Origin of the sequence: Brucella pseudintermedia, assembly GCF_008932435.1 — a bacterium.
Taxonomy (GTDB): domain Bacteria; phylum Pseudomonadota; class Alphaproteobacteria; order Rhizobiales; family Rhizobiaceae; genus Brucella; species Brucella pseudintermedia.
Window position 1 is genome coordinate 1 of record NZ_WBWE01000006.1, and the last position, 25133, is coordinate 25133.

Genomic DNA, 25133 nt, shown 5'->3' on the forward strand with positions numbered 1-25133 from the left:
CCAAAACCGGTCAGCGCATGAGCCGGATACACCCTTCTCAATCTGCGTCAAAACTCTGCCGCCCAAAACAGCATACTTCCCAGAACAAAACCCGTCGAAAATATCGATGGGTTTGTCAGCGGTCTGACGGCGCGGTTTGACCGCGCCGTCTCCAAGGTTTTCAGGGTGTTAGGCTCTTTCAAACATCGGTGATGTCGTTCTTGCCACCCTTGGCAGGTGTCTTCTTCGCGCTCGCACGGCGCTCGGCCATGAAGCGGTCGAATTCTTCCTTGTCGCGGGCACGGCGCAATTCAGCGGCATAGGCTTCGAATTCGGCGCGTGCTTCTTCAAGCTTGCGGCGTTCTTCGGCCAGTCGCTCCAGCTCGGCACGACGCCACTCATCGAAGGCCTCGTTGCCGGTGGTGCCGCCGAAGTTGAAGCTTTCGCCCTTGTGGCAGTTGCGGAACGAGCCGAACATGGAATCGGTTTTCTCGTTCACGCCGCGCTTGAACCCTTCGAGGCGATCACCCCAGAGGATGTAGGCGAGCATGGCAAGGCCAAGCGGCCAGAACAGGAAAAAGCCGAGCACCATCAGCGCAATCGTGGCTGGCGTCCATGCCGGGCGGATCAATGCAGTATTGGTCATGGTCTGCTCCGTCAAAAAAAGCGCATGCCATCAAACCGTTCGACAATCGTTCGGCCACATGCGCGAAACTAGCGCCAGCCAGCCCACCCATGCGGGCATTTTCTTCTGGCGGCTTGATATCGACGTGGTGAGAAGATTGCGGCTTTTCAAGAATGTAACCTTCGGATTCAGGCCAGGCGTCCCGTAACCAATGTGATTAATTCGAAATTTTTTTGCGGAGATGTTCAAGAAAAGTGACGCAAAGTCCTGCTATCAGTGCCCAGAAGGCGGAGCCGATGCCGAAAAACGCCATGCCGGAGGCTGTCACCGCAAAGGTTATGGTCGCGGCAAGGCGCTCCTGTTCATCCTTCAACGCCAATGACATCGCGTTGATGAACGGGCCGGTCAGGGCAAGCCCGGCAACAAGTGCGATGAGCGACACCGGCAATACGGCAAAAATCGCGACCAGTGACGCTCCGAAGAGGGCAAACACCACATAGATCGCGGCATAGACCGGCCCGGTGAGCCAGCGCTTGGTGGCATCGGGATGTGCGTCCGGGTTGGTGCAAAGAGCAGCCGAGATCGCTGCGAGATTAGTGGTTGACGCCCCAAAAGGAGCGGACAGTAGTGAAAACAGGCCGGTTACGCGCAGACAGGCGCTGGTAGGCGGCTCATAGCCGGAAGCGCGCAGCACGGCGAAGCCCGGCAGGTTTTGCGACGCCATGGTCACCAGATAGAGCGGGATCGCAATGCCGATCATTGCGCCCATGTGAAACTGCGGCCAGACGAGGGTGAGCGTGGAAACTTCAGGCGCGGGCAGCGCAGGCGACCGCCCCGTGATCAGAGCAAAGACCATGCCGATGACCAAAACGGCAATGACGGCGAGCGACGGATTGAACAGGCGTATGATGAAGAACAGCGCCACCAGCGGCAGGACGAAAACCGGATCGCCGGGGACGGTCTTGGCAGCGGCAATGACGAAACTGAGCAGCACGCCCGCCAGCATGCCTGATGCGACGGAAGCCGGGATGCGTGAAACGAGCATCGACAACTGGCGGATAAGCCCGGTGGCGACCAGCGCCAGCGCTGTCACGATGAAAGCGCCGACAGCTTCCGGCATGGTGAAGCCGGCGCTGGCGCCGATCAGTGCCAGCCCCGGCGTGGACCAGGCGGCGATGATCGGCATCTTGTAGCGGATGCTGAGCCAGGCGGAGGAAGCGGCAATCGCGAGGCAGATCGCCGTGACCCAGCTTGCGGTTTCGGCCTGCGTGGCGCCCAGCACTTGCGCTGCCGCAATGATGAGCGCCAGCGTGCCGCCGAAGCCGACAATGGCCGCAACCGCGGAGGAGGCGAAAACCGAAAACCGCATGACTGTGCTCCGTTACGATTTTTCGCCGATACGTTCCGCAAGGCCGGATACGGTGCGGACCAGGAGATCGAGATCTTGCGGTCGCGACAGGCGATGGTCGCCGTCGCGCACCAGCGTCAGAGTCACATCGTCCACGGGTAGGTGTTCCACGAGCCGCAGCGCATGCTTGTAGGGGACATCCGGGTCCTGCATCCCTTGCAGGATGTGCACGGGACAACCGGTCTCGATGATTCCGTTGAGAACCAGATTCTTTCGTCCGTCCTCGATCAAGGCGCGAGTGTAGATGTAGGGATTGGGGGAATATTCGGAGGGTTCTTCGAAATAGCCCTTTTCCTCGAGATCGCGTTTTTGCGCTTCGGAAAGTGTCGGTTCTACAAGCACAGCGGTAAAATCCGGAGCAGGCGCGATCAGCACGATCCCGGCAGGCGGGTTGCCTTCCTTCATGAGTGCCTGCGCCATGCGTAGCGCGATCCAGCCGCCCATGGAGGACCCGACGAGTATCTGTGGACCCTTGGCATATTTGCGATAGACGGCCAAGCTTTCTTTCAGCCAACGGGAGATGGTGCCCTGATTGAAATCGCCGCCCGATTCGCCGTGACCTGAATAGTCATGCCGGAGTGCACTATGCCCGGTCTCAGCCGCCCATTCATCGAGAGCGGCGGCCTTGGTGCCCAGCATGTCCGAACGATATCCGCCGAGCCAGACGACGCCTGGTGCCTTGTCGCCTGCCCTGTACCGCACGGCGATTTTTGCTCCATCCACGTCGATGAATTCCGGCCCCGCAACGCTCATGTCAGATCTCCTCATTTTCCGGGAACGTTTTGGCATGTTCGGAAAAGAGAGAAAACCCGCCATGTGAGGCGAGGCCCTTGAAATGACGGCAAATGTGACCGATATGCCGCTTGTCCGCCGCGAAATGATAATAAAATGCACGTTTATCACGCGGGGGTGATTTTTCCTGTCAAAGATGCTATTGACTTCGCCGCCTGCTTGACGACATTTCCGCGATCAACTGTGGTTTGATCGGGGACATGCCGTCTGGCAGCAAGCATCCGACCGCATGAGACGTAACAATTAGGAGATAACGACCATTCGCCGACCCTTCAGAGCGACGCCGGTTCAGAAAGACGGACCGCGCTCCAACCGTGATATCCGGGTTCCCCGGGTTCAGCTTATCGATGCCGAAGGCCAGAACCATGGTGACGTTTCCATTCAGGAAGCGCTGGCCATGGCGGAAGAAGCAGGTCTCGATCTCGTCGAGATCGTGCCGAACGCGGAGCCTCCGGTTTGCAAGATCGTCGACCTCGGCAAGCTGAAGTATCAGAATCAGAAAAAGGCCGCTGAAGCGCGCAAGAAGCAGAAAACGGTTGAAATCAAGGAAATCAAGATGCGACCGAACATCGACACCCATGATTATGAGGTGAAGATGAAAGCTGCTCAGCGTTTCTTTGAGGAAGGCGACAAGGTCAAGGTTACCTTGCGTTTCCGCGGACGCGAAATGGCGCACCAGGAACTTGGCATGAAGCTTTTGCAGCGCGTCAAGGAAGACACTGTCGAAATCGCCAAGGTCGAATCCGAGCCGAAGCTTGAAGGCCGTCAGATGATGATGGTTCTCGCTCCACGATGAATATTCGAAATGCCTTGGAAAAGCCGCCTTCGGGCGGCTTTTCATTTGCCTGGATAAATAAGAAATAACGGAAATACAATGAAGACCTTGGGAGAACTGGGGAAATATCAGCAGCGGCGACGCCTCGCGATCGGTGCTGTGGTGGTGCTTCTGGTTGTGGCGCTGCTTTTTGTCGGCTCGCGGTCGACCGGGCACTTTCACGAATATATCGAGGCTTTCGGTCTCAGCCTGATCGTTGCAGCCATTATCGGCCGCATGTGGTGCACGCTCTATATCGGCGGGCGCAAGAGCGCCGAAATCGTGCGCAGCGGTCCATATTCGGTTACACGCAATCCGCTTTATGTGTTCAGCACCATCGGTGCGATGGGCATCGGCGCGCAGACGGGCAGTCTCATTGTGGCCCTTGGCTTCGGCATTCTTTGCTATGTTGCCTTTTCGATCGTCATCCGCGCGGAAGAAAAGTTTCTGGAACAGAATTTCGGCGAACCCTATCGCGCTTATTGCCGCGACGTGCCGCGCTTCTTTCCAAAGCTTTCCCTCTATAACGACGATGCGACGGTGACGGTGAAGCCGGACCGACTCTATCACACCTTTACCGATGGTCTGGTGTTCTTCGTGGCCTATCCGTTCTTCGAATTCATCGAATACCTGCAGGGCATTGACGTCCTGCCGGTTTTGTTACGGCTTTATTGATTGATTTCAGTCGATTCAGCCATTGCGTTTTATGGGCTTTGAGCCTATAAGGCCGCGTTCGAACCGCCCGGCAGGGCATGCCGTGGCGGTTTCGTATGCTTTTCAGGCTTGGTCAGTCTGGAAGTGAAACAGGGTCCCGGTCGGTGGCAGCACCGACGCTGCTCAAATCAAGAGGCGTAGAGTGCCGCAGGCACGACGGGGACTAAACAAAGGAGTAGCAAAATGCCCAAGATGAAGACCAAATCGGCCGCCAAGAAGCGGTTCAAGATCACCGGCACCGGCAAAATCAAGGCTGCAGCTGCTGGTAAGCGTCATGGCATGATCAAGCGTTCGAACAAGTTCATTCGCGATGCACGCGGCACCATGGTTCTCGCCGACGCCGATGCAAAGATCGTGAAGCAGTTCCTGCCGAACGGCCTCTAAGATTAGTCTGAGAAGGAGATCATAACATGGCACGCGTAAAACGCGGCGTAACCGCCCACGCAAAGCACAAGAAGGTTCTGGATCAGGCTGCTGGTTTCCGTGGCCGTCGCAAGAACACCATCCGCACCGCCAAGGCTGCGGTTGACCGTTCGAAGCAGTATGCTTACCGCGACCGCAAGAACCGCAAGCGTACATTCCGCGCTCTCTGGATCCAGCGCATCAATGCTGCTGTCCGCGAGCAGGGCCTGACCTATGGCCGTTTTATTGACGGTCTTTCCAAGGCTGGCATTGAGATTGATCGCAAGGTCCTGTCCGACATCGCAATCCACGAACCGGATGCATTCGGTGCGCTGGTTGCATCGGCAAAGAAGGCTCTCGAGTACCTCAAGAACACCGAAACGCCGAACGCATTTGAAGGCGCTGTCCGCTAAGCCAGCCGCCTTTCCCAAGCAGTATCGATAATTTTGGGGACCCGCGCTGGCTCGGCTGGCGCGGGTTTTTCCTTTTGAGGAGTTTAAACCGGATATGAAGGATGAACCGGGCAAGCTGAGACTGGACCTGGATGCGGACGACCTCCGCAACCTGCTGGTTCTGCTCGTCCAGAGCCAGGGCAAGCGCATTTCCAGCGCTGTCATTGGCGGTCATCGTGTCTGGATCAAACGTTATGACGCCGAAAGGCGTCCGTTCCCGAAGCGCCTGCACAGCCTGATTTCGCCGCTTCTTCCCTATCCCTTCCTGCGCAGCCCAAAAGATATTGGAGAAGCAGGCATGGGCGACCGCGAAGAGCGCAAGATGAGTGCTTTCCTGCAGGCGGGCTTTCAGGTGCCAAGGATTGTTTACCGCCATGGAGCGGTGATGGTTCTGAGCGATGTTGCACCGATCATTCAGGATCGGCTTGACCATCTTGGCCCTGATGACCCGCAAGGACATGACGCGCTTCTCATCCATTGCGCGCGCGCATTGGGCGAAGCGCATGCGGTTGGGCTTTGTCACGGGCGTCCGCACCCCCGCGATTTCTTCGAGAAGAACGGCATTGCCGGTTTTCTTGATTTCGAGGAGGAGCCGGAAATGGTTATGCCGCTTGCCGCCGCGCAGGCGCGCGACGTCTGGCTTTTATTCTTTCAGATCACCGCGCAGGCGCGGCTTGCCGAGACGCCGCTACAGGCATTTGCAGCTTACCGGGCGGTGGCCCCGGCGGTGGTGCTTCCGGAACTGAGGAAAATCGTCGAGTTTTTCCGATTTACCATCGCGCCGCTGCGGCTGTTCCGCCGCATTTTTCTCGGCGGCGATGGAAGACGGCTTTTGCAGGCGATGGAATTTTTTGACGCAAATCTTGATGCGCCTCACCAATCAGGCCAAAGAGAGTGACGAAAAAAGCTCCTTTGGCTGCAAAGTGAAATATTGGGAGTGCTGCAGGCGCAACGGGATTTGAATCAAGAGGCGTGGAGCGCCGCAGGCGCGACAGGGATGTGAACCAAGAGGCGTGTAGCGCCGCAGGCGCGACAGGGATTTAAAAATGAGTGATTTAGAACAACTCGAACGGCAGATTCTCGAAGACATCGCGGCGGCGGCTGATGAGCCGGCGATTGAAGCCGTCCGTGTCGCAGCGCTTGGCAAGAAGGGCTCGGTTTCGGAAAAGCTGAAGACGCTGGGCAGTATGACGCCGGAAGAACGACAGGCGCAGGGACCGGCCATCAACGGTTTGAAAAACCGGGTAACCGAAGCGCTGACCGAGCGCAAGACGGAACTGCGCCGTCAGGCGATTGCAGCGCGCCTTGAGCGCGAGAAGGTTGATGTGACGCTTCCTGTCCGCGAAAGCGCTGCATCGCGCGGCCGCATTCATCCGATTTCGCAGGTGATCGACGAGATCACGGCAATCTTCGCCGATATGGGGTTCTCGATTGCCGAAGGTCCGGATATCGAAACCGACTATTATAATTTCACGGCGCTGAATTTTCCTGAAGGTCATCCGGCGCGCGAGATGCACGATACCTTCTTCTTCAATGCGGACGAGAAGGGCGAGCGCAAGCTTCTGCGCACCCATACCTCTCCGGTGCAGGTTCACACAATGGAGAAGTTCGCCGCCATCCGCGACAAGGAAGGCCGCGACGAGCCGATCCGCATTGTCATTCCGGGCAAGACGTACCGCATGGATTCCGATGCCACCCATTCGCCGATGTTCCATCAGGTCGAGGGTCTGGTTGTCGACAAGTCGGCCACTGTCGCCAATATGAAATGGGTGCTGGAAGAGTTCTGCAAGGCTTTCTTCGAAGTGCCTTCGGTCAAGATGCGCATGCGCCCAAGCTTCTTCCCCTTCACCGAGCCATCGGTTGAAGTGGATATCCAGTGCGACCGTTCCGGCCCGCATGTGAAGTTCGGCGAAGGCAATGACTGGCTGGAAATTCTGGGCTGCGGCATGGTGCATCCCAATGTGCTGCGCGCTTCCGGCTACGACCCGGACGTCTATCAGGGCTTTGCCTGGGGTATGGGCATCGACCGCATCGCCATGCTGAAATATGGCATGCCTGATTTGCGCGCCTTCTTCGACGCCGATGTGCGTTGGATCGAACATTACGGTTTCCGTCCGCTCGACATTCCGACCCTGTTCGGCGGCCTGAGCGCATGACGCAACTGCCCGAACCTTATCGCGATGCCGTGACCTTCGCCTTTGGCGATTCGCCGGAACTCGCCGATGAGCTGCTTGCGCTGGTGCTCGCGGGCCGAAAGACCGCGACCTGTGCCGCGTTTGCCTCTTTCGGGGAAGATGGTGAGCCAATGCCGGTTATCGGTCGCCGCGATGTGGTTCTGGACGGTCAGGGCCGACCTGCTGCGGTGCTGGAGACCATCGAACTGACGGTGCGCCGCTTTGATGAAGTTGACGCCGCATTTGCGGAAGATGAGGGGGAAGGTCCACTGGCTGACTGGCGAAAAGGGCACGAAGCCTATTTTCGCCGCAACGGCGGCTTTTCTCCGGACATGAAATTGCTTTGCGAGCGCTTTCGCGTGGTCGAAGTGCTCAAACGCTGAAATTTAGGAAAGAACACGATCATGAAATTCACGCTTTCCTGGCTCAAGGATCACCTTGAAACCGATGCGACACTGGATGAAATCGTCGAAAAACTGACCGATATCGGTCTGGAAGTGGATGGGGTCGATGACCGCGCCGCTTTCAAGGCCTTCAAGATCGCCAAGGTGCTGACCGCCGTTCAGCACCCCGATGCCGACAAGCTCCGCGTGCTCTCGGTCGATACGGGTGACGGCAAGCCGGTTCAGGTCGTCTGCGGCGCCCCAAATGCCCGCGCGGGTCTGGTCGGTGTTCTCGGCCGTCCAGGCGACTATGTTCCGGGCCTCGACGTCACATTGTCGGTCGGCAAGATTCGTGGTGTCGAGAGTTTCGGCATGATGTGTTCCGAGCGCGAGCTGGAATTGTCCGACGAGCATAATGGCATCATCGACCTGCCGGAAAATGCGCCGGTCGGCACCAGTTTTGCCGCCTATATGGGCCTTGACGATCCAATCATTGAAATTGGCCTGACACCGAACCGCGCCGATTGCACCGGCATTCGCGGCATTGCGCGCGATCTTGCCGCCGCCGGTCTCGGCACGCTGAAGAACACGCTGCCGGAACCCGTCAAGGGTGAAGGCGAAACGCCGGCCAAGGTCGTTCTCGATCAAGATGCCGAAAACCCGTTCTGCACCGGCTTCGCGCTGCGTATGGTGAAGGGCGTGAAGAACGGTCCAAGCCCGAAATGGATGCAGCAGCGCCTGAAGGCTATCGGCCTGCGCCCGATCAACGCGCTGGTGGACATCACCAATTACGTGACTTTCGATCAGGGCCGTCCGCTGCACGTCTTCGATGCGGCCAAGGTCAAGGGCAATCTGACGGTGCGTTCGGCGCGTGATGGCGAGACCATTCTGGCGCTCGACCAGCGCGAGTACAGACTGAAATCCGGCATGTATATCATTGCCGATGAAAACGGTCCGGAATCGATTGCCGGCATCATGGGCGGCGAACATTCGGGCTGCGATGAGAACACGGTCGATGTGCTGATTGAATCAGCACTTTGGGACCCGCGTATGATCGCGCGCACGGGGCGCGAACTCGGCATCGTCACCGATGCGCGCTATCGCTTCGAACGCGGCGTGGACCCGGAAATGATGGTGCCGGGTGCGGAAATTGCAACCAAGCTCGTGCTGGAGCTTTGCGGTGGCCAGCCAACGGTTCTCGATGTGATCGGCTATAGCAAGCCGGTGCCGCGCGTGATCGATTTCCCGGTATCGGAAGTCAAGCGCCTGACGGGTATCGAGGTATCGTACGAAGCATCGTTCGATATTTTAAAGCGCCTTGGCTTTGGCGTTGAAGGCGACGGCAAGGTCATCAAGGCGACCGTTCCGTCATGGCGCGGCGATATTGAAGGCAAGGCCGATCTCGTTGAAGAAGTCATGCGCATTCATGGCATCAATCAGATTGCGCCGCAGCCGTTGCCGAGCCACGGCGCGGTCAACGGCCGTATTCTGACGACGCTGCAAATCCGCACGCGCCATGCCCGCCGCATGCTTGCTTCGCGCGGCATGATGGAAGCCGTGACTTATTCCTTCATTTCAGAAGCGCAGGCCAAGGCGTTCGGTGGCGGCAAGCCGGAACTGAAACTTGCCAACCCGATTGCCGCCGATATGTCGGATATGCGTCCGTCGCTTCTGCCGGGCTTGTTGGTCGCGGCGCAGCGCAATGCGGATCGCGGCTTTGGCGATACGGCCTTGTTCGAGGTATCGGGCATCTATGAAGGCGACACACCGGACAAGCAGCGCCGCGTTGCCGGTGGCGTGCGGCGCGGCACGGCAAAGGTTGACGGCTCTGGCCGTTTCTGGGCTGGCAATGCGGCACCCGTCGGCGTGTTCGACGCCAAGGCCGATGCCCTGGCCGCGCTGGAAGCTGCCGGTGCGCCGGTGGATCGCATCCAGATCGAAGCCGGGGGGCCTGAATGGTTCCATCCGGGTCGCTCGGGCACGCTGAAACTTGGACCGAAGGTCGTGCTCGGCTATTTCGGCGAGTTCCATCCGGATACGCTGGAGGCGCTTGATGTTTCGGGCGCAGTTTGCGGCTTTGAAGTCTATATCGATGCGATCCCTGAGCCGAAGGCGAAATCCACCCGCACCAAGCCCGCACTCAACCTCTCGCAGTTCCAGAGCCTCAAGCGCGATTTTGCGTTTGTGGTGGATGCAAGTGTAGAGGCCGGAAATGTTGTGAAGGCGGTTTCGTCTGCTGACAAGAAACTGATCGTCGGCGTTCAGGTTTTCGATATCTTCACAGGCGCCTCGCTCGGTGAAGGCAAGAAATCGGTTGCGGTTGAAGTGCTGTTGCAGCCGCAAGACCGCACACTGACGGATGAAGATCTGGAAACGCTGTCGAAACAGGTCGTAGCGAGTGTCGCCAAACAGACCGGCGGTGTTCTTCGCGGATAAGACCGCCATGTGATGGAGGTGGAAGCGCTGGCCCAATGAATTCAGGCTGGCGCTTTTTCCATTCAGAAATATAATAAGCCCATTTATGCGATATAGTTTTTGAATTTAAAATTTATGGAAGGATAGATATGCGCTATTTTCAGGCCATTTTGATTTCGTTTTTATTTTCTCTTGCTGGTTCGTCTTTTAGTGTTGCGCAGACGCAATCAAGGCTGGATGAAATCATTGCCCGCGGTGCGCTGAAAGTAGGCACACCCGGCGATTACAGCCCGTTTACCTTCAAGGACCCGAAAACCGGAGAGTTCACTGGACTCGATATTGATCAGGCGCAGGATCTGGCAAAGGCCTTGGGTGTCCGTCTGGAAATCGTCGAGACATCGTGGCCAACGCTTACGCAGGATTTCCGCGATGACAAGTTTGACATCGCGATGGGCGGGGTTTCCGTGACGCTGGAGCGGCAAAAGATCGGATTGTTTTCCCATCCCTATCTTGAGGATGGAAAAGCCCCGATTGCACGCTGCGCAGACAAGGATAAGTTCAAGACAATTGCCGAGATCGATAAGCCCAATGTCAAGGTTATCGCTAATCCGGGTGGCACGAACTCGTTATTCGTGCATGACAATATCAAGCAGGCCCAGATCGTCGCATGGAAAGACAATAAAAGCATCTTTGATGCGCTTGCCGCCGGGAAGGGCGACGTGATGATTACCGACGGTGCGGAAACGCACTATCAACAGAAGCAGCATCCCGGCATTCTATGCGCTGTTGATGTGGAGAAGCCATTCAACCATATCGAAAAGGCCTACTGGATTCAGCGCGATCCCTATTGGGCTGCATTCGTCAATCAGTGGATTGATCTGTCGAAAAAGGACGGCAGTTTTGATGCAATCCGCGACAAGTGGATCAACTGACGGGATCAGGCTTTCCGGTTGCACACGCAGGCATGGCCAGCATTGCCATATCGATGATCTTTTGCACTGCGGCGCGCGAATTGCCATCGCGGGCTTCAAAGGAAATGCTCTGCTGGATCATGTGATAGAATTCGGTCATCTGCGCAATATCGGTGTCGGCAGGCAGTTCGCCTGTCGCGACAGCGCTCCGCAGGCGCTTTGAAAGTCGCTCATGATTGGCGTGACGGATGGCCTGGAGAAATTCCTTCACAGGTACATTTTCCGGTTTGCACTGAATCGAACTGACGCTGATCATGCAGCCACCCGCCGGGCATGCAAAGGCGCTGTCGGCGGTTTTCTCCAGCCATTGGCGCAAGCCTTCATGAATGGTGGGCGCATTTTCAAGCGCGTCGAAAGGAACGGCGCCGATGGTGCGGCGATAATAGTCGACAGCTTCACGAAATGCCTGTTCCTTATTGCCGAAAGCGGCATAAAAGCTCGGCGGCGTGATGCCGATGGCGGTCGTGAAATCGTTGATCTGGGCGCATTCATAGCCCTTGGCCCAGAAAACCTTCATCACCTTGTCCAGCGCCGCATCGCGGTCGAAGCTGCGCGGACGTCCGCGTGGAACCATTTTTCTCCCTTTCTATAATCATCCTTATATAATTCCCTTGACCCTTTCGGGCAAGTCGATATTAATTATGTAATCTATACTATATAAATAGGATTCGTCCCATGAACGATATGTGCGATTCCGCCCTGGCGGCGGAAGGGGTCTTTGCGTCCGCGCAAAAGGCGCGGGCAATCCCGCTGGTCGTGTACTGTCTCAGTCTTGGCGTTTTTGCGCTCACGACTTCCGAGCTTATGATTTCGGGAATGCTGCCCTCCCTTCAGGTGGCGTTCGACCGTTCCATTGCCGATATCGGCAATCTCATCTCGCTTTACGCGCTTGGCATGATGGTCGGCGGTCCGCTGGTGACGATATTGTTTCTGGCGCTCAAGATCGAGAACAAGCGCGGGCTTCTGCTTTTGCTGGTCTTTTATGCGGCGGCGCAAAGTGTTGCGGCGTCCACCAGCAGTTTTCAGGTCTTGCTCGTCGCGCGCGTCCTGACCGGCATGGCGGCGGCGACAAGCTTCGGGCTGATGCTCGCCATTACGGCGCAGCTTGTCGGGCCAGAATTGCGCGGACGCGCCTCGTCGCTCGTCTTCGCAGGCCTCATGCTCTGCACCGTCTTCGGCGTGCCCATCGCGACCGCAATCACCAATGCATTCGGCTGGAGGGCGAGCTTCTGGGCCATTGTGGTTCTGATCCTGGTCTGTGCGCTTGTCATTGCAATCAAGATCGAATCTTCGCCCGATGCGCCGCAGGCGGATCTGCGCTCCGAACTGAACGAAATGCGCAAGCCGAAACTCTGGGCTGCCTACGCCACAAGCGCGCTCGCTATCGGTTCTTCCTTCGCGGTCTACAGCTATCTGTCGCCGATCACGGTGCAGCTTGCCGGTTTCTCGGCCATGCAGGTGCCATTGCTGCTCGCGGTCTACGGCGGTGCCAATATCGTTGGCAATTATATTACCGGTCGCTTTGCGGATCGCCACACGATCCCTACCATCGCCATCGGTCTGGTGCTGATGTTGACGGCCATGCTGATTTTCGCGCTTTTCGCCGAACTGAAGCCTGCTGCAATTCTCGCCATCGTTATGATCGGCCTGACGGGCATTGCCCTCAACCCCGCTTTCATCGCGCGGGTGATGCGGATTGCACATCCCGGCGCGCTGGTGAATGCGATGCATGCTTCGGTCATCAATATCGGTCTGGGTCTAGGGCCGTGGATTGGCGGACAGGCGATGGAGGCCGGCTACGGCTTGCATGCGCCTCTATGGGTTGGCTTCGCCATGACGCTGGGCGGGCTTCTGACGCTCGCACCGCCGGCCTTGCGTCGGATGTAAAGAGGGCGGGAGCCCGCAGGCTCCCAGAGGGCAGCGGAACTGGCGCTGTTATACAGCGCTTGTCTGCACAATGATGGCAAGCATAATGCAAGCCGAATGAGGCCGAATCCAATCTCTGCTGGAGCCAATGGACAGAACGCTGGATCATCTCCGCTACGCCGGTCTTTCGCCCTCACTGCAGCGGCATGTCTTTTCGCAGATGGTGTTGGAAAGTCCGATGCTGGCCGATGCGCTGCGTCGGCTGCAAGAGCTGGGAGGAAAAACGTCCGATTCCTGGCTCGTTTCGGGCGCGCTTTACAACACCATCTGGAACCGGCTGACCAGGCGACCGGGCCTGCATGGAATCAATGACCTCAACATTATTTATTTCGACGACAGCGATCTTTCCTGGGAAGCGGAGGATGCCGTTATCGCCCGCGGAGCGGAGGTCTTCCGTAACTTTCCGCTTCCAGTCGAGATACGCAATCAGGCCCGGGTGCATCTGTGGTTCGAAAAGCGCTTTGGGCAGCCCTATGCACCACTTCGTTGCGCGACCGAATCGATAGAACGCTATTCGGCGATCGCCCATTGTGTAGGCGCGCGGCTAGCAAAGGAGGGTGAGACGGTACAGGGTGGGCTGCTCATCCACGCTCCTTTCGGCCTCGATGATATTTTTTCATTTCGCCTTCGGCCCAATCGTGCCATCGATAACCGCCAAACATATGAGATCAAGGCCGACCGCGCGCTCAAATTCTGGCCGGAACTGGCTGTTCAGGGCTGGGATGCGCCGGATTGAACTCTTTAGATGAGGGGATTGCATGTTTCGTTGGGGTATTCTTTCAACCGCCAGGATCGGTGTCACGCAGGTGATTCCCGCACTTTGCGCTTCCGAGAATGGCGTCGTTCATGCCGTCGCGAGCCGGGATCAGTCACGTGCGCGCGCTGTCGCCGATCGTTTTGGCGCACCGCTGGCATTCGGTTCCTATGAAGAGCTTCTGGCAAGCGATGCCATTGATGGCGTCTATATTCCGCTGCCCACCTCGCAGCACATCGAATGGAGCCTCAAGGCGGCGGAAGCTGGCAAACATGTGCTGTGTGAAAAACCGATCGCGCTCAAGGCCGATGATATCGACCAGCTTGTCGCCGCGCGTGGCAAGCATAAGGTTACGATAGCTGAAGCCTTCATGGTCTATTATCACCCGCAATGGATCAAGTTGCAGGAACTTCTGGCCGAAGGCGCTATCGGCCGATTGCGCCACGTGCAGGGTGTTTTCTCCTATTTCAATGTCGATCCGGACAATATGCGCAACCAGCCGGAACTAGGCGGCGGCGCCTTGCCCGATATCGGCGTTTATCCGACCGTGATCACGCGCATGGTCACTGGTCAGGAGCCTCTCTCGGTCCAGGCATCGGTGGAATATGATCCGGCCTTCGGCACCGACCGTTATGCCAATGTTTCGGCGCGTTTCGACGGCTTTGATCTGACCTTCTATGTCGCGACGCAGCTTGCAGGACGTCAGACAATGGTTTTCCACGGCGACAAGGGCTTCATCGAAGTCTATGCGCCGTTCAATACCGGCAAATATGGTCACGGCAGCATCGCGCTTTTCGATGCCGGACACACACAAGCGAGCGAATGGTCGTTCAGCGACGCCAATCATTACCAGCTTCAGGCCGAAAGCTTTGTGCGGGCTGCACGGGGCGACAGGGACGCGCGGCTGTTCTTGCTTGAAGATTCAAAGGCGAACCAGAAATTCATCGATGCGATCTATCGTGCTGGCAAAACCGGCATGAGCGAGACAGTCCGTTGAACCTGTAAGGAATATCGGGCAAGGAATCTGTCTTTGTCCGGCTCTTGTGACTTGCAGTGAAAAACCGTGTTTCTTATATACGCCTCGCACAGGGCATTGATGTGTGTCGGGTAACCAGGATCGGTATCTGGACGCGCATCGTGAAAAGAGCATTGTGAAACCGATAGGAACCGCCCACGGAACGCTCGGTAGAGGTCTTGGCGGTTTGCTGAATGGAGAGAAATATGGCTAAAGTTATTGGTATCGATCTGGGAACGACCAACTCCTGCGTATCCGTCATGGACGGCAAAAGCGCGAAGGTCATCGAAAATGCCGAAGGTGCGCGTACAACCCCTTCGATCGTTGCATTCACCGACAGTGACGAACGTCTTATCGGCCAGCCTGCAAAGCGTCAGGCCGTCACCAATCCGGAAGGTACCATTTTTGCGGTCAAGCGCCTGATCGGCCGCCGTTTTGACGACCCGATGGTTGCCAAGGACAAGGACTTGGTTCCATACCAGATCGTCAAGGGCGACAATGGCGATGCCTGGGTTGAAGTTCACGGCAAGAAATATTCCCCGTCGCAGGTCTCTGCGATGATCCTTCAGAAGATGAAGGAAACCGCTGAATCCTATCTCGGCGAAACTGTCACGCAGGCGGTCATCACCGTTCCGGCCTACTTCAACGACGCCCAGCGCCAGGCAACCAAGGACGCCGGCAAAATCGCCGGTCTTGAAGTGCTGCGCATCATCAACGAGCCGACTGCTGCCGCACTCGCTTACGGTCTGGACAAGAACGATGGCAAGACCATCGCTGTCTACGACCTTGGCGGCGGCACCTTCGACGTGTCGGTTCTTGAAATCGGCGATGGCGTCTTTGAAGTGAAGTCCACCAACGGCGACACCTTCCTCGGCGGTGAAGACTTTGACATGCGCCTGGTCGAATACCTCGTTTCCGAATTCAAGAAGGAAAGCGGCATCGACCTCAAGAACGACAAGCTTGCTCTGCAGCGCCTGAAGGAAGCTGCCGAAAAGGCCAAGATCGAACTGTCGTCCTCGCAGCAGACCGAGGTCAACCTGCCGTTCATCACGGCTGACGCCACCGGCCCGAAGCATCTTGCCATCAAGCTGTCGCGCGCCAAGTTCGAAAGCCTGGTTGACGATCTCGTCCAGCGCACCATCGAGCCGTGCAAGGCTGCATTGAAGGACGCCGGTCTCAAGGCTGGCGAAATCGACGAAGTTATTCTGGTCGGCGGCATGACCCGCATGCCGAAGATTCAGGAAGTCGTTAAGGCCTTCTTCGGCAAGGAACCGCACAAGGGCGTCAACCCCGACGAAGTCGTCGCCATGGGCGCCGCAATTCAGGCCGGCGTTCTGCAGGGCGATGTCAAGGACGTTCTGTTGCTCGACGTGACCCCGCTGTCGCTCGGCATCGAAACGCTGGGTGGCGTGTTCACCCGTCTGATCGACCGCAACACCACGATCCCGACCAAGAAGTCGCAAACCTTCTCCACCGCCGAAGACAATCAGTCGGCCGTGACGATCCGCGTCTTCCAGGGTGAACGTGAAATGGCTGCCGACAACAAGTTGCTCGGCCAGTTTGACCTCGTCGGCATTCCGCCCGCACCGCGTGGCGTGCCGCAGATCGAAGTGACCTTCGACATCGACGCCAACGGCATCGTTAATGTGACGGCCAAGGACAAGGGCACGGGCAAGGAGCACCAGATCCGCATTCAGGCATCCGGTGGTCTGAGCGATGCCGACATCGAAAAGATGGTCAAGGACGCCGAGGCAAACGCCGAAGCCGACAAGAAGCGTCGGGAGGCCGTCGAAGCCAAGAACCAAGGTGAAAGCCTCGTTCACTCGACTGAAAAGTCGCTGAGTGAATATGGTGACAAGGTTTCGGCTGAGGACAAGAAGGCGATTGAGGATGCTCTGGCAAGCCTCAAGACTGCGCTCGAAGGCGATGATGCCGATGACATCAAGGCCAAGACGCAGACGCTCGCCGAAGCTTCCATGAAGCTCGGTCAGGCCATGTACGAAGCCGCTCAAGCTGCTGAAACCGGTGCTGCCGGCGGTAGCGAAGATAAGGCTTCGAACGACGATGTCGTCGACGCCGATTATGAAGAAATCGACGACGACAAGAAGAAGTCGTAATTTCAGGCTTAATACGTTCAAGCCCGGGGGTTTTCCCCGGGCTTTTGCCAGTTTTCGAAATGTTATATTCGCAGGTTTTGTATAAGCCTGCATGTTGGCCGGTGTCGGTGGAATGCCGATGGAAATATCGGGCAAAAGCCTCCATTTGAAAAATCGCTCTGGCCTGCATACATCTTGAAAAGCACGATACGTTGATACTGAAACCTGGAGTGCTCCGCCGACATATGGATCGGAAGGCACTTCGATGGATGAACAATTGGAAACGCTGGCCCCTGACAAGTGTAGAACGCTTCGGGGCGTGTCGCACGAATCTGGGGACCGGTTTCGGGATACGATGTCCGTGAAAACAAAAGGCGCGTTCCTGTCGCCGGGATAACGAACTGATGAAGATCGACTACTACGAAGCTCTGGGTGTTGATAGAACAGCAGACGACAAGACGCTGAAGACGGCGTTTCGCAAACTCGCCATGGAATATCATCCGGATCGCAATCCGGATAATCCGGAAGCTGAACGCAAGTTCAAGGAAATTGGCGAGGCTTACGAAACGCTGAAGGACCCGCAAAAGCGGGCTGCATACGATCGTTTTGGCCATGCTGCCTTTGAAAATGGCGGTATGGGTGGCGGTTTTGGCAATGGTTTTGCCGGTAGCGGCGGTTTTGCCGATATTTTCGAGGATATTTTTGGCGAGATGATGGGCGGCGGTCGCCGCCGCTCCAATGGCGGGCGCGAGCGCGGTGCCGATCTTCGCTACAATATGGAAGTGACGCTGGAAGAAGCCTATGCGGGCAAGACCGCGCAAATCCGCGTTCCGACTTCCATCACGTGCGATGAGTGTTCCGGCTCCGGCGCAAAGGCCGGTTCGCAACCCACCACTTGCACTATGTGCTCGGGCTCGGGCCGTGTCCGCGCCGCGCAGGGCTTTTTCTCGGTGGAGCGCACCTGCCCGACCTGTAACGGTCGCGGGCAGATCATCAAGGACCCTTGCGGCAAGTGCCACGGTCAGGGCCGCGTGACGCAGGAACGTTCGCTGTCGGTCAATATCCCGCCAGGCATCGAGGACGGCACCCGTATCCGCCTTGCCGGTGAAGGCGAAGCCGGCATGCGCGGCGGCCCGTCGGGCGATCTCTACATTTTCCTTTCCGTCAAGCCGCATGAATTTTTCCAGCGTGACGGCTCGGACCTCTATTGCAAGGTGCCGATCTCGATGACGACGGCAGCGCTTGGCGGCCAGTTTGAAGTATCGACGCTCGACGGCACACAGACGCGTGTGAAGGTTCCGGAAGGCACGCAGAACGGCAAGCAGTTCCGCCTCAAGGGCAAGGGAATGCCGGTTCTGCGCCAGGCAGCTGTCGGCGATCTTTACATACAAATCGACATTGAGACGCCGCAGAACCTGTCCAAGCGTCAGCGCGAACTGCTGGAAGAGTTTGAAAAACTTTCTTCGCAGGAGAATAGCCCGAAATCAGCCGGGTTCTTCTCAAGGATGAAGGAATTCTTCGAAGGTATAGGAGAATAAAAATGGGGGCCTTTCGGCTCCCTTTTTTGTTCTTTTCCTTAATCACGCCTTGCTTAGAGAATTCAAAGCGGCATAAACTTGTCCAATAACGACAATGGGAGCAGCGAGAATGGCAGGACAGCTCGGCAGGAAACTGGCCGCTAAGTTCGATGAGGAGATCCGTTTTTTCAAGGGATGGATAGACGGACCGAAAGCGGTCGGCGCTATTTTGCCGACGAGTTCCATTACGGCCCGCCGCATGGCAAGCGTTATTGATACCGGCTCCGGTCTTCCGGTTCTGGAGCTTGGGCCGGGCACTGGCGTTATCACCAAGGCGATCCTGAAACAGGGCGTCAAACCTGCCGACCTTTATTCCATCGAATATTCGCAGGATTTCGTGGACCACCTGAATACGATCTTTCCGGAGGTCAATATCATCCAGGGTGACGCATTCGATCTCGATACAGCGCTGGGTGAAAAGAAGGACCAGAAATTCGACTGCATCATTTCTGCCGTGCCGATGCTCAATTTCCCCATGGATCGGCGCATCCAGCTTGTCGAAAGCCTGCTTTCGCGTATTCCGCGCGGACGCCCGCTGATGCAGATCACCTACGGCCCCTTGCCGCCGGTTCCTGCCGGTCGCGGCAATTATACCGTCCAGCACTATGATTTTGTAGTGCGGAATGTGCCGCCCGCACAGCTCTGGGTTTATCGCAGCCCACTGGTTTAGATTTTTCCTCGCGGAGTTTTAGTATGACTGCACGTATTCTCGTCTTCGCGGGTTCGGTTCGCATTGGCGCTTTTTCTGGACATATGGCCGATGCAGCCGAAAAGGAATTGCGGGCGCAGGGCGCTGAGGTAACACGCATCACGCTTGCCGACTATCCGCTGCCGCTCATGGACCAGAATCTGGAAAAGGAGCATGGCGTTCCCGAGAACGCGTTGATACTCGGTCGTTTGTTTGCCCAGCACGACGGGCTGATGATCTGCTCGCCGGAATATAACGCCTCAATCCCGCCTCTTCTGAAAAACACCATTGATTGGGTCAGCCGCATCTCAAGCGATGGCGACAAACCGTTCAGGCCCTATGCCGGCCTGACCGTCGGGCTCTGTTCCAGTTCCGACGGCGTGTTTGCCGGGATGCGAGGGCTTTATCACCTGCGTGCCGTGCTGATGAATGTCGGGGTGCAGATCGTCACAGAGCAATGTTCAGTCGGTCATGCATCGGTGGCATTCAATGAGGACGGCACGCTGAAAGAAGAGCGCAGTGCCAGGATGCTCTCCGCTGTCTGCCGCAGTCTCATCGCGCGGGTGGAAGCAGCAAAAAGCTGATTACGTCTCTTTCGTAACGGGACCTGTTGTGCGAAGAGAGTAAAAATCACCACGGAGACTCTCATGACGACGACAGATTTGCGCGATCAACTGATCGTGGGCCTCGACGTGCCGACTATTGCTGAGGCGGAGAAGGCGGTCGAAGAGCTGGGCGATGCTGTTTCCTTCTACAAGATCGGGTATCAGCTCGTTTTCGCGGGCGGTCTCGGCTTCGCAAAAAGCCTTGTCGCGGCGAAGAAAAAAGTCTTCCTCGACATGAAGCTCCTCGATATCGACAACACCATCGCAAAAGGCGTCGAAAACGTCGCGAAGATGGGCGTTTCCATGCTCACGCTCCATGCCTACCCCAAAGCGATGCGGGCAGCCGTAGAAGCCGCAAAGGGATCGGACCTCTGCCTCTTGGGCGTGACGGTTCTGACTTCAATGGACAATGCTGATTTGCGGGAAGCCGGATATTCCGACGATGCGGAAACACTGGTGCTGAAACGGGCCCGTCAGGCGCGCGAGGCGGGTATGGGCGGCATTGTCGCTTCTGCTGTTGAAGCCACGGCCATCCGTCAGGCGGTCGGTCCGGACATGGCCATCGTCACGCCCGGCATTCGTCCCGCCGGTTCGCAAAAGGGTGACCAGAAACGGGTCATGACTCCTGCCGATGCCTTGAAGGCCGGAGCCAGCCATTTGGTTGTCGCCCGACCGATTGTCGGCGCAGTTGATCGCAAAGCCGCAGCCCTTGCCATTCTGGAAGAAATGCGCTCGGTTGCGTGAAAGTACACTGGAGGAGAGAATATGACGAAAGCCTATTGGATTGCCCGCGTGGATGTCCGCGATCCCGAGCGATACAAGGATTATGTTTCGACGGCGAAACCGGCTTTTGAGCGCTACGGGGCAAATTTCATCGCACGCGGGGGCAAGGCTGAAGCCGTGGAGGGGCCGGGCCGCGCCCGCAATGTGATCATCGAATTCGAGACCATGCAGCACGCGCTCGATTGCTACAATTCGCCGGAATATCAGGCGGCGAAGGCTATCCGCCAGACAGTGGCCGACGGCGAGATCATCATCGTCGAGGGCATCTGAAATCAAAGGGCCTGCGGGTCCTTTTTCATTTGTGCTCTATAGACGGACCGGCGGATCGTGCCGCCCGGCAACTGTGAGATCAAGCAGCAACACCTTTCCGGCATGAGGGTCGGACCGGCGGGCTTCGTCATTCAGGCCCTCGTGGGCGCTTGTCACGATCATCGCCGTCGCATCCGGTCCGACGAAAGCCGGGCATGATGGCTGGCCGACAGGCAGCGGAACAGAGCGGATGAGGCGGCCTTGCGCTGAATAGGCGTTGAGCGATTGGCCGCCCCAGCAGGCATTCCACAGCGTGCCTTCCGCGTCAACGACAGAGCCATCGACACCGCCTTCTTCAGTCCGGTGGTGGAAGACGCTTTTGTCCGATACCGGCAATCCGGTTTCGGGGTCCGTATCGACCCGCCAGATAATATTGCGATCCGTATCGGCAAAATAGGCGATCTTTCCGTCAGGGGAAAAGCAGATCGAATTGGTGATTGTGATGCCGGAAAACAGCTTTTTCACCTGGCCTTCGCGATACCACCAGATGGAACCTGCATCGGGTTCCGCTTTCTTGCCCATCGTGCCGATCCAGAAAGATCCCGAAGGATGCACGCGCGCGTCGTTAGAGCGGGTGATTTCGTTGTCCGCTTCGAGTGGATGATGAAGAGTGAGGCGCCCGTTGGCGCGCTCACGGATGAACAGACCATGTTCGCTGACAATCAACTGCCGATCGCGATCAATCACAGCGAGGGCGCTCGCTTTCATGCCGAGCGCATGGACGTGGGTTTCGCCGCTGTCCCAGTTCTTCTCGATCAGTTTCTGGCCGAGAATGTCGAACCACCAGACATTACCGCTCAGTGGATCGTAGCCGGGACCTTCGCCCAGTTCTGCTACATGGTCGGCAAACAGGGTAGTTTTAACAACGGTCACATTTTCCTCCCGAGACGCCCGCAGCAATTGCATCAAGCATAGATAATGGATGAAAACCGATCCAGTTCAACTTCACATACTGGAAAAGCACAAACGGAGTCCGCGCCGGATTGAGAGAAAGGGCTATATTGCCTGATCATTCCGTTTTAGATTTCCCGCAACTTCGAATCGCGAGGAAATCATGGCTCTCAAAGTCGCGGTCCAGATGGACCATATCAGCACGGTGAATATCGCAGGCGATACCACGTTCGCCCTCTCGCTCGAGGCGCAAAAGCGCGGTCATGAGCTTTATCATTATACGCCGGACCGCCTTTCGATGCGCGATGGCATCGTTTCCGCTCGCCTCGAAACAATGGAAGTGCGCGACATCAAGGGCGATCATTATACGCTGGGCGAGCCGGTTCGCCGCGACCTGTCGGAAATGGATGTGGTGCTTCTGCGTCAGGATCCGCCCTTCGACATGAATTACATTACGACCACCCATCTTCTGGAGCGAATTCATCCGAAAACGCTGGTGGTCAACGACCCGGCGTGGGTACGCAACAGTCCCGAAAAAATCTTCGTGACCGAGTTTCCTGACCTGATGCCGGAAACGCTGATCACCAAGGACCCGCAGGAAGTGATGGATTTCCGGCGCGAGTTCGGAGACATCATCTTGAAGCCGCTTTACGGCAATGGCGGTGCGGGCGTGTTCCATCTGGCCGATGGCGACCGCAACCTGACCTCGCTTTTGGAAATGTTCGGCCAGCTGTTCAAGGAACCATTCATCGCGCAGCGCTATCTGAAGGATGTGCGTGCTGGCGACAAGCGTATTATCCTGATCGACGGTGAACCCGTGGGCGCAATCAACCGCGTGCCGTCGGAAACCGATGCCCGGTCCAACATGCATGTTGGAGGACGCGCCGAACAGAGCAAGCTTACGCCGCGTGAACGCGAGATCTGCGAGCGCATTGGCCCATCGCTGAAAGAGCGCGGCTTCATTCTGGTTGGCATCGATGTGATCGGCGACTACATGACCGAGATCAACGTCACCTCGCCAACCGGCATCCGCGAAATCCAGCGTTTCGACGGAACCAACATTGCGGCCTTGTTCTGGGACGCGGTGGAAGCCAAGCGGTAGAGGCAGACCTCATTTCGTTCTCTTATTGTTCTTGAATTTGCCGCTCGTCCGTGCTTAACTCTTCAAGTTGTATTTGAGTATTTACTCACTTAAGAGATGTGGTGCGTGGCGAGCGGGGGCACATGGTCGCGCGGGTTGGGACGGTTGCTTTTCAAGGCATAGAGGCTGTGCCTGTCGACGTGCAGGTAATGGTTGCGCCAGGCAAGATGGGCATGTCCATTGTCGGACTGCCGGACAAGGCCGTGGCGGAAAGCCGTGAGCGGGTTCAGGCGGCATTGCACGCCTCAGGCCTCTCCATGCCTACAAAGCGGGTGACCGTCAATCTGGCGCCTGCCGACCTGCCGAAAGAAGGGTCGCATTATGATTTGCCGATTGCAGTCGGGCTTATGGCGGCGATCGGAGCTATCCCGGCGGATGCGATCCAGTCCTATCTCGTTCTGGGTGAATTGTCGCTCGATGGTTCGATAACCTCAGTCGCAGGTGTGCTGCCTGCCGCGATTGGCGCTAACAGGGAAGAAAAGGGACTCATCTGCCCATATGCCTGCGGGCCGGAGGCGGCCTGGGCGGGCGCTGAGATTGATATTTTGGCACCGCGTAGTCTGATCGCTCTTGCCAACCATTTTCGCGGTACGCAGGTTTTGACCCGGCCTGAACCATCCATGCGGATTTCCGGTGAAACGGAACTCGATCTTGCCGACATAAAGGGGCAGGAGACCGCCAAGCGGGCGCTTGAAATCGCCGCCGCTGGTAACCATAATTTGCTGCTTGTAGGGCCACCGGGATCGGGTAAATCCATGCTTGCCCAGCGATTGCCATCCATTCTGCCGCGTCTTTCTCCGCGCGAATTGCTGGACGTTTCGATGATCGCCTCGATTGCGGGTGAGCTTTCAGGTGGAAAATTGTCGGATCGCCGTCCGTTCCGCGCACCGCATCATTCGGCATCGATGGCGGCGATGGTTGGTGGCGGACTACGCGCACGGCCCGGCGAAGTATCGCTTGCGCACAATGGCGTGCTGTTTCTGGACGAGTTTCCGGAGTTCTCCCCGCAAGTGCTGGATTCGCTGCGCCAGCCGCTTGAAACTGGCGAATGTATGATTGCCCGCGTCAATCACCGAACCAGCTATCCGGCGCGCTTTCAATTGATCGCGGCCATGAACCCCTGCCGCTGCGGCATGGCGGGCGAACCCGGCCATGTCTGCGCACGCGGGCCGCGTTGTCAGGCTGACTATCAGGCGCGCATTTCAGGGCCGCTTCTTGATCGTATCGACTTGCGGGTGGATATGCCTGCCATCTCCGCTTTCGATCTCATCAAGCCATCGCGATCAGAAACGAGCGAGACGGTCGCGCAACGTGTCGCGCGCGCCCGCGCAGTACAGAGCGAGCGCTATTCCGCGCTCGGTCTGGAACCCTTCATGACCAACGCCTATTGTTCGGCCAAACTGATAGAGGAGGTCGCGGAGCCGGATGCAGCAGGACTGAAGCTTTTGCGCGATGCGAGCGAGCAGATGCATTTTTCCGCTCGCGCCTATCATCGCATCCTGAAAGTGGCCCGCACGCTGGCGGATCTCGATGGAAGCGACAAGGTTGGCCGCATCCATCTGGCCAGTGCCATTTCCTACCGCATGGGCGCGGAAAGGCTGGTTTCAGCAGCATAAGCCGAGGCTAGATTGGGATCAGCGTGGCGCTATCGGCTTCCAGAGATGGACGACGGCATTGTGCTGGCACGAATAGCACCAGTAGTGCCCCTGATAAGGCTGGTCATACTGGCGGCTGATCGGAAGCCCGGCAAGAAAGCAGAGAAGAAGCGTACCGGCACCGCCATGACCGACAATAGCAATATCGCCAGAGGGCGGGGCCGGTTTCACTGCTTTGAAGCCGTCCACAATGCGCTGCTGCACATCGATGGCCCGCTCCCATCCGCGAATGCTTTTGTCTGGGGTAGAAAAGAACTGGTCGGCAACCATTTCGTGCTGGTCGGGAGGCAGAAAGCCGGTGGAGCTTCGGTCGATTTCACTAAAACGATCGTCGGTCGACGGAACTATTCGTAAAACACCGGCCAGGATTTCGGCAGCTTCAATTGCCTTTGTTTCGGTGCTGGACCAGATCGACGTGATTGAGCGCAGCTCGGGTTGGCTGGCAAAGAAATGCATGCGTTCAAGGCCACGCTCTGACAGATTCCATGATGGAACAGGACTGGCGGGATCGATCACGACTTCCGGATGTGAAATGAAATAGATTCTTGTCACGCGTGGCCTCTC

Annotated in this window: 26 protein-coding genes; 20 read left to right on the plus strand and 6 right to left on the minus strand. The window is 57.3% G+C overall.

Annotated elements, in window-relative coordinates; translation table 11 throughout:
• Positions 1-178 precede the first annotated feature (178 nt).
• From F9K78_RS09260 to F9K78_RS09270, 3 genes are all read right to left on the minus strand, one after another.
• Entirely contained in the window at positions 179-625 is a 447-nt protein-coding gene (locus F9K78_RS09260; RefSeq protein WP_121981405.1) for a DUF2852 domain-containing protein, read from the minus strand.
• Between the two features lie 196 nt (positions 626-821).
• Entirely contained in the window at positions 822-1973 is a 1152-nt protein-coding gene (locus F9K78_RS09265) for a benzoate/H(+) symporter BenE family transporter (protein ID WP_121987039.1), read from the minus strand.
• A 12-nt stretch (positions 1974-1985) separates the two neighbouring features.
• A complete protein-coding gene (locus F9K78_RS09270; RefSeq protein WP_121987038.1) occupies positions 1986-2765 on the minus strand; it encodes an alpha/beta hydrolase in 780 nt (259 codons plus the stop codon).
• Positions 2766-3063: 298 nt separating this feature from the next.
• Here F9K78_RS09270 and infC point away from each other — a divergent pair, with 298 nt between their 5' ends.
• The 9 genes from infC to F9K78_RS09315 all read left to right on the plus strand — a co-directional run bounded on the left by infC (position 3064) and on the right by F9K78_RS09315 (position 11090).
• On the plus strand, positions 3064-3600 hold the full coding sequence (infC, locus tag F9K78_RS09275) for a translation initiation factor IF-3 (protein ID WP_075041821.1): 537 nt from the start codon (positions 3064-3066) through the stop codon (positions 3598-3600).
• Between the two features lie 78 nt (positions 3601-3678).
• Positions 3679-4293: a methyltransferase family protein gene (locus F9K78_RS09280; protein ID WP_121981245.1), complete on the plus strand. Its 615-nt coding sequence runs from the start codon at positions 3679-3681 to the stop codon at positions 4291-4293.
• Between the two features lie 222 nt (positions 4294-4515).
• On the plus strand, positions 4516-4716 hold the full coding sequence (rpmI, locus tag F9K78_RS09285) for a 50S ribosomal protein L35 (protein ID WP_006473268.1): 201 nt from the start codon (positions 4516-4518) through the stop codon (positions 4714-4716).
• 26 nt (positions 4717-4742) lie between these two features.
• Positions 4743-5147 carry a 50S ribosomal protein L20 gene (gene rplT / locus F9K78_RS09290; protein ID WP_121981246.1) on the plus strand — a complete coding sequence of 135 codons (405 nt, stop codon included), beginning with the start codon at positions 4743-4745 and terminating at the stop codon, positions 5145-5147.
• A gap of 94 nt (positions 5148-5241) precedes the next feature.
• On the plus strand, positions 5242-6084 hold the full coding sequence (locus F9K78_RS09295; protein ID WP_121987037.1) for a BUD32 family EKC/KEOPS complex subunit: 843 nt from the start codon (positions 5242-5244) through the stop codon (positions 6082-6084).
• Positions 6085-6232: 148 nt separating this feature from the next.
• Complete coding sequence (pheS, locus tag F9K78_RS09300; protein ID WP_121981248.1) at positions 6233-7342, plus strand: phenylalanine--tRNA ligase subunit alpha; 1110 nt, start codon at positions 6233-6235, stop codon at positions 7340-7342.
• Entirely contained in the window at positions 7339-7743 is a 405-nt protein-coding gene (locus F9K78_RS09305; protein WP_121987036.1) for an ASCH domain-containing protein, read from the plus strand. The genes pheS and F9K78_RS09305 overlap by 4 nt, the downstream gene beginning before the upstream one ends.
• A gap of 21 nt (positions 7744-7764) precedes the next feature.
• Positions 7765-10179, plus strand: a complete 2415-nt coding sequence (pheT, locus tag F9K78_RS09310; protein ID WP_121987035.1) for a phenylalanine--tRNA ligase subunit beta — start codon at positions 7765-7767, stop codon at positions 10177-10179.
• A 128-nt stretch (positions 10180-10307) separates the two neighbouring features.
• Positions 10308-11090 carry a transporter substrate-binding domain-containing protein gene (locus tag F9K78_RS09315; RefSeq protein ID WP_122066373.1) on the plus strand — a complete coding sequence of 261 codons (783 nt, stop codon included), beginning with the start codon at positions 10308-10310 and terminating at the stop codon, positions 11088-11090.
• Here F9K78_RS09315 and F9K78_RS09320 read toward each other — a convergent pair.
• On the minus strand, positions 11083-11703 hold the full coding sequence (locus F9K78_RS09320) for a TetR/AcrR family transcriptional regulator (protein WP_121987033.1): 621 nt from the start codon (positions 11701-11703) through the stop codon (positions 11083-11085). The genes F9K78_RS09315 and F9K78_RS09320 overlap by 8 nt on opposite strands.
• A 101-nt stretch (positions 11704-11804) precedes the next feature.
• Between F9K78_RS09320 and F9K78_RS09325 the strand changes: the two genes are divergently transcribed.
• The 9 genes from F9K78_RS09325 (at position 11805) to F9K78_RS09365 (ending at position 20843) form a co-directional block, all read left to right on the plus strand.
• On the plus strand, positions 11805-13016 hold the full coding sequence (locus F9K78_RS09325) for an MFS transporter (RefSeq protein ID WP_121987032.1): 1212 nt from the start codon (positions 11805-11807) through the stop codon (positions 13014-13016).
• A 127-nt stretch (positions 13017-13143) separates the two neighbouring features.
• The gene (locus F9K78_RS09330) at positions 13144-13791 is read left to right on the plus strand and encodes a nucleotidyltransferase family protein (protein ID WP_121987031.1); all 648 of its coding nucleotides are present in this window, start codon (positions 13144-13146) and stop codon (positions 13789-13791) included.
• A 22-nt stretch (positions 13792-13813) separates the two neighbouring features.
• On the plus strand, positions 13814-14806 hold the full coding sequence (locus F9K78_RS09335) for a Gfo/Idh/MocA family protein (RefSeq protein WP_121987030.1): 993 nt from the start codon (positions 13814-13816) through the stop codon (positions 14804-14806).
• 224 nt (positions 14807-15030) lie between these two features.
• A complete protein-coding gene (gene dnaK, locus F9K78_RS09340; RefSeq protein WP_121981255.1) occupies positions 15031-16941 on the plus strand; it encodes a molecular chaperone DnaK in 1911 nt (636 codons plus the stop codon).
• A 383-nt stretch (positions 16942-17324) separates the two neighbouring features.
• Positions 17325-18458, plus strand: coding sequence for a molecular chaperone DnaJ (dnaJ, locus tag F9K78_RS09345; RefSeq protein ID WP_162929747.1), 1134 nt, complete (start codon positions 17325-17327; stop codon positions 18456-18458).
• Between the two features lie 109 nt (positions 18459-18567).
• Positions 18568-19167 (plus strand): phospholipid N-methyltransferase PmtA, encoded by a 600-nt coding sequence (gene pmtA / locus F9K78_RS09350; RefSeq protein WP_121981257.1) that lies wholly within the window; start codon positions 18568-18570, stop codon positions 19165-19167.
• Between the two features lie 23 nt (positions 19168-19190).
• The gene (locus tag F9K78_RS09355; RefSeq protein ID WP_121987028.1) at positions 19191-19769 is read left to right on the plus strand and encodes an NADPH-dependent FMN reductase; all 579 of its coding nucleotides are present in this window, start codon (positions 19191-19193) and stop codon (positions 19767-19769) included.
• Positions 19770-19832: 63 nt separating this feature from the next.
• Positions 19833-20534 carry an orotidine-5'-phosphate decarboxylase gene (gene pyrF / locus F9K78_RS09360; RefSeq protein WP_121987027.1) on the plus strand — a complete coding sequence of 234 codons (702 nt, stop codon included), beginning with the start codon at positions 19833-19835 and terminating at the stop codon, positions 20532-20534.
• 21 nt (positions 20535-20555) lie between these two features.
• Entirely contained in the window at positions 20556-20843 is a 288-nt protein-coding gene (locus F9K78_RS09365; RefSeq protein ID WP_121987026.1) for a DUF1330 domain-containing protein, read from the plus strand.
• A gap of 36 nt (positions 20844-20879) precedes the next feature.
• On the opposite strand, the gene F9K78_RS09370 is transcribed toward F9K78_RS09365, so the two are convergent.
• Entirely contained in the window at positions 20880-21755 is an 876-nt protein-coding gene (locus F9K78_RS09370) for an SMP-30/gluconolactonase/LRE family protein (RefSeq protein WP_121987025.1), read from the minus strand.
• A 181-nt stretch (positions 21756-21936) separates the two neighbouring features.
• Between F9K78_RS09370 and gshB the strand changes: the two genes are divergently transcribed.
• Positions 21937-22875: a glutathione synthase gene (gene gshB / locus F9K78_RS09375; protein WP_121987024.1), complete on the plus strand. Its 939-nt coding sequence runs from the start codon at positions 21937-21939 to the stop codon at positions 22873-22875.
• Between the two features lie 122 nt (positions 22876-22997).
• A complete protein-coding gene (locus tag F9K78_RS09380; RefSeq protein ID WP_121987023.1) occupies positions 22998-24530 on the plus strand; it encodes a YifB family Mg chelatase-like AAA ATPase in 1533 nt (510 codons plus the stop codon).
• A gap of 18 nt (positions 24531-24548) precedes the next feature.
• On the opposite strand, the gene F9K78_RS09385 is transcribed toward F9K78_RS09380, so the two are convergent.
• Positions 24549-25121 carry a histidine phosphatase family protein gene (locus F9K78_RS09385; RefSeq protein ID WP_121987022.1) on the minus strand — a complete coding sequence of 191 codons (573 nt, stop codon included), beginning with the start codon at positions 25119-25121 and terminating at the stop codon, positions 24549-24551.
• Positions 25122-25133: the final 12 nt, after the last annotated feature.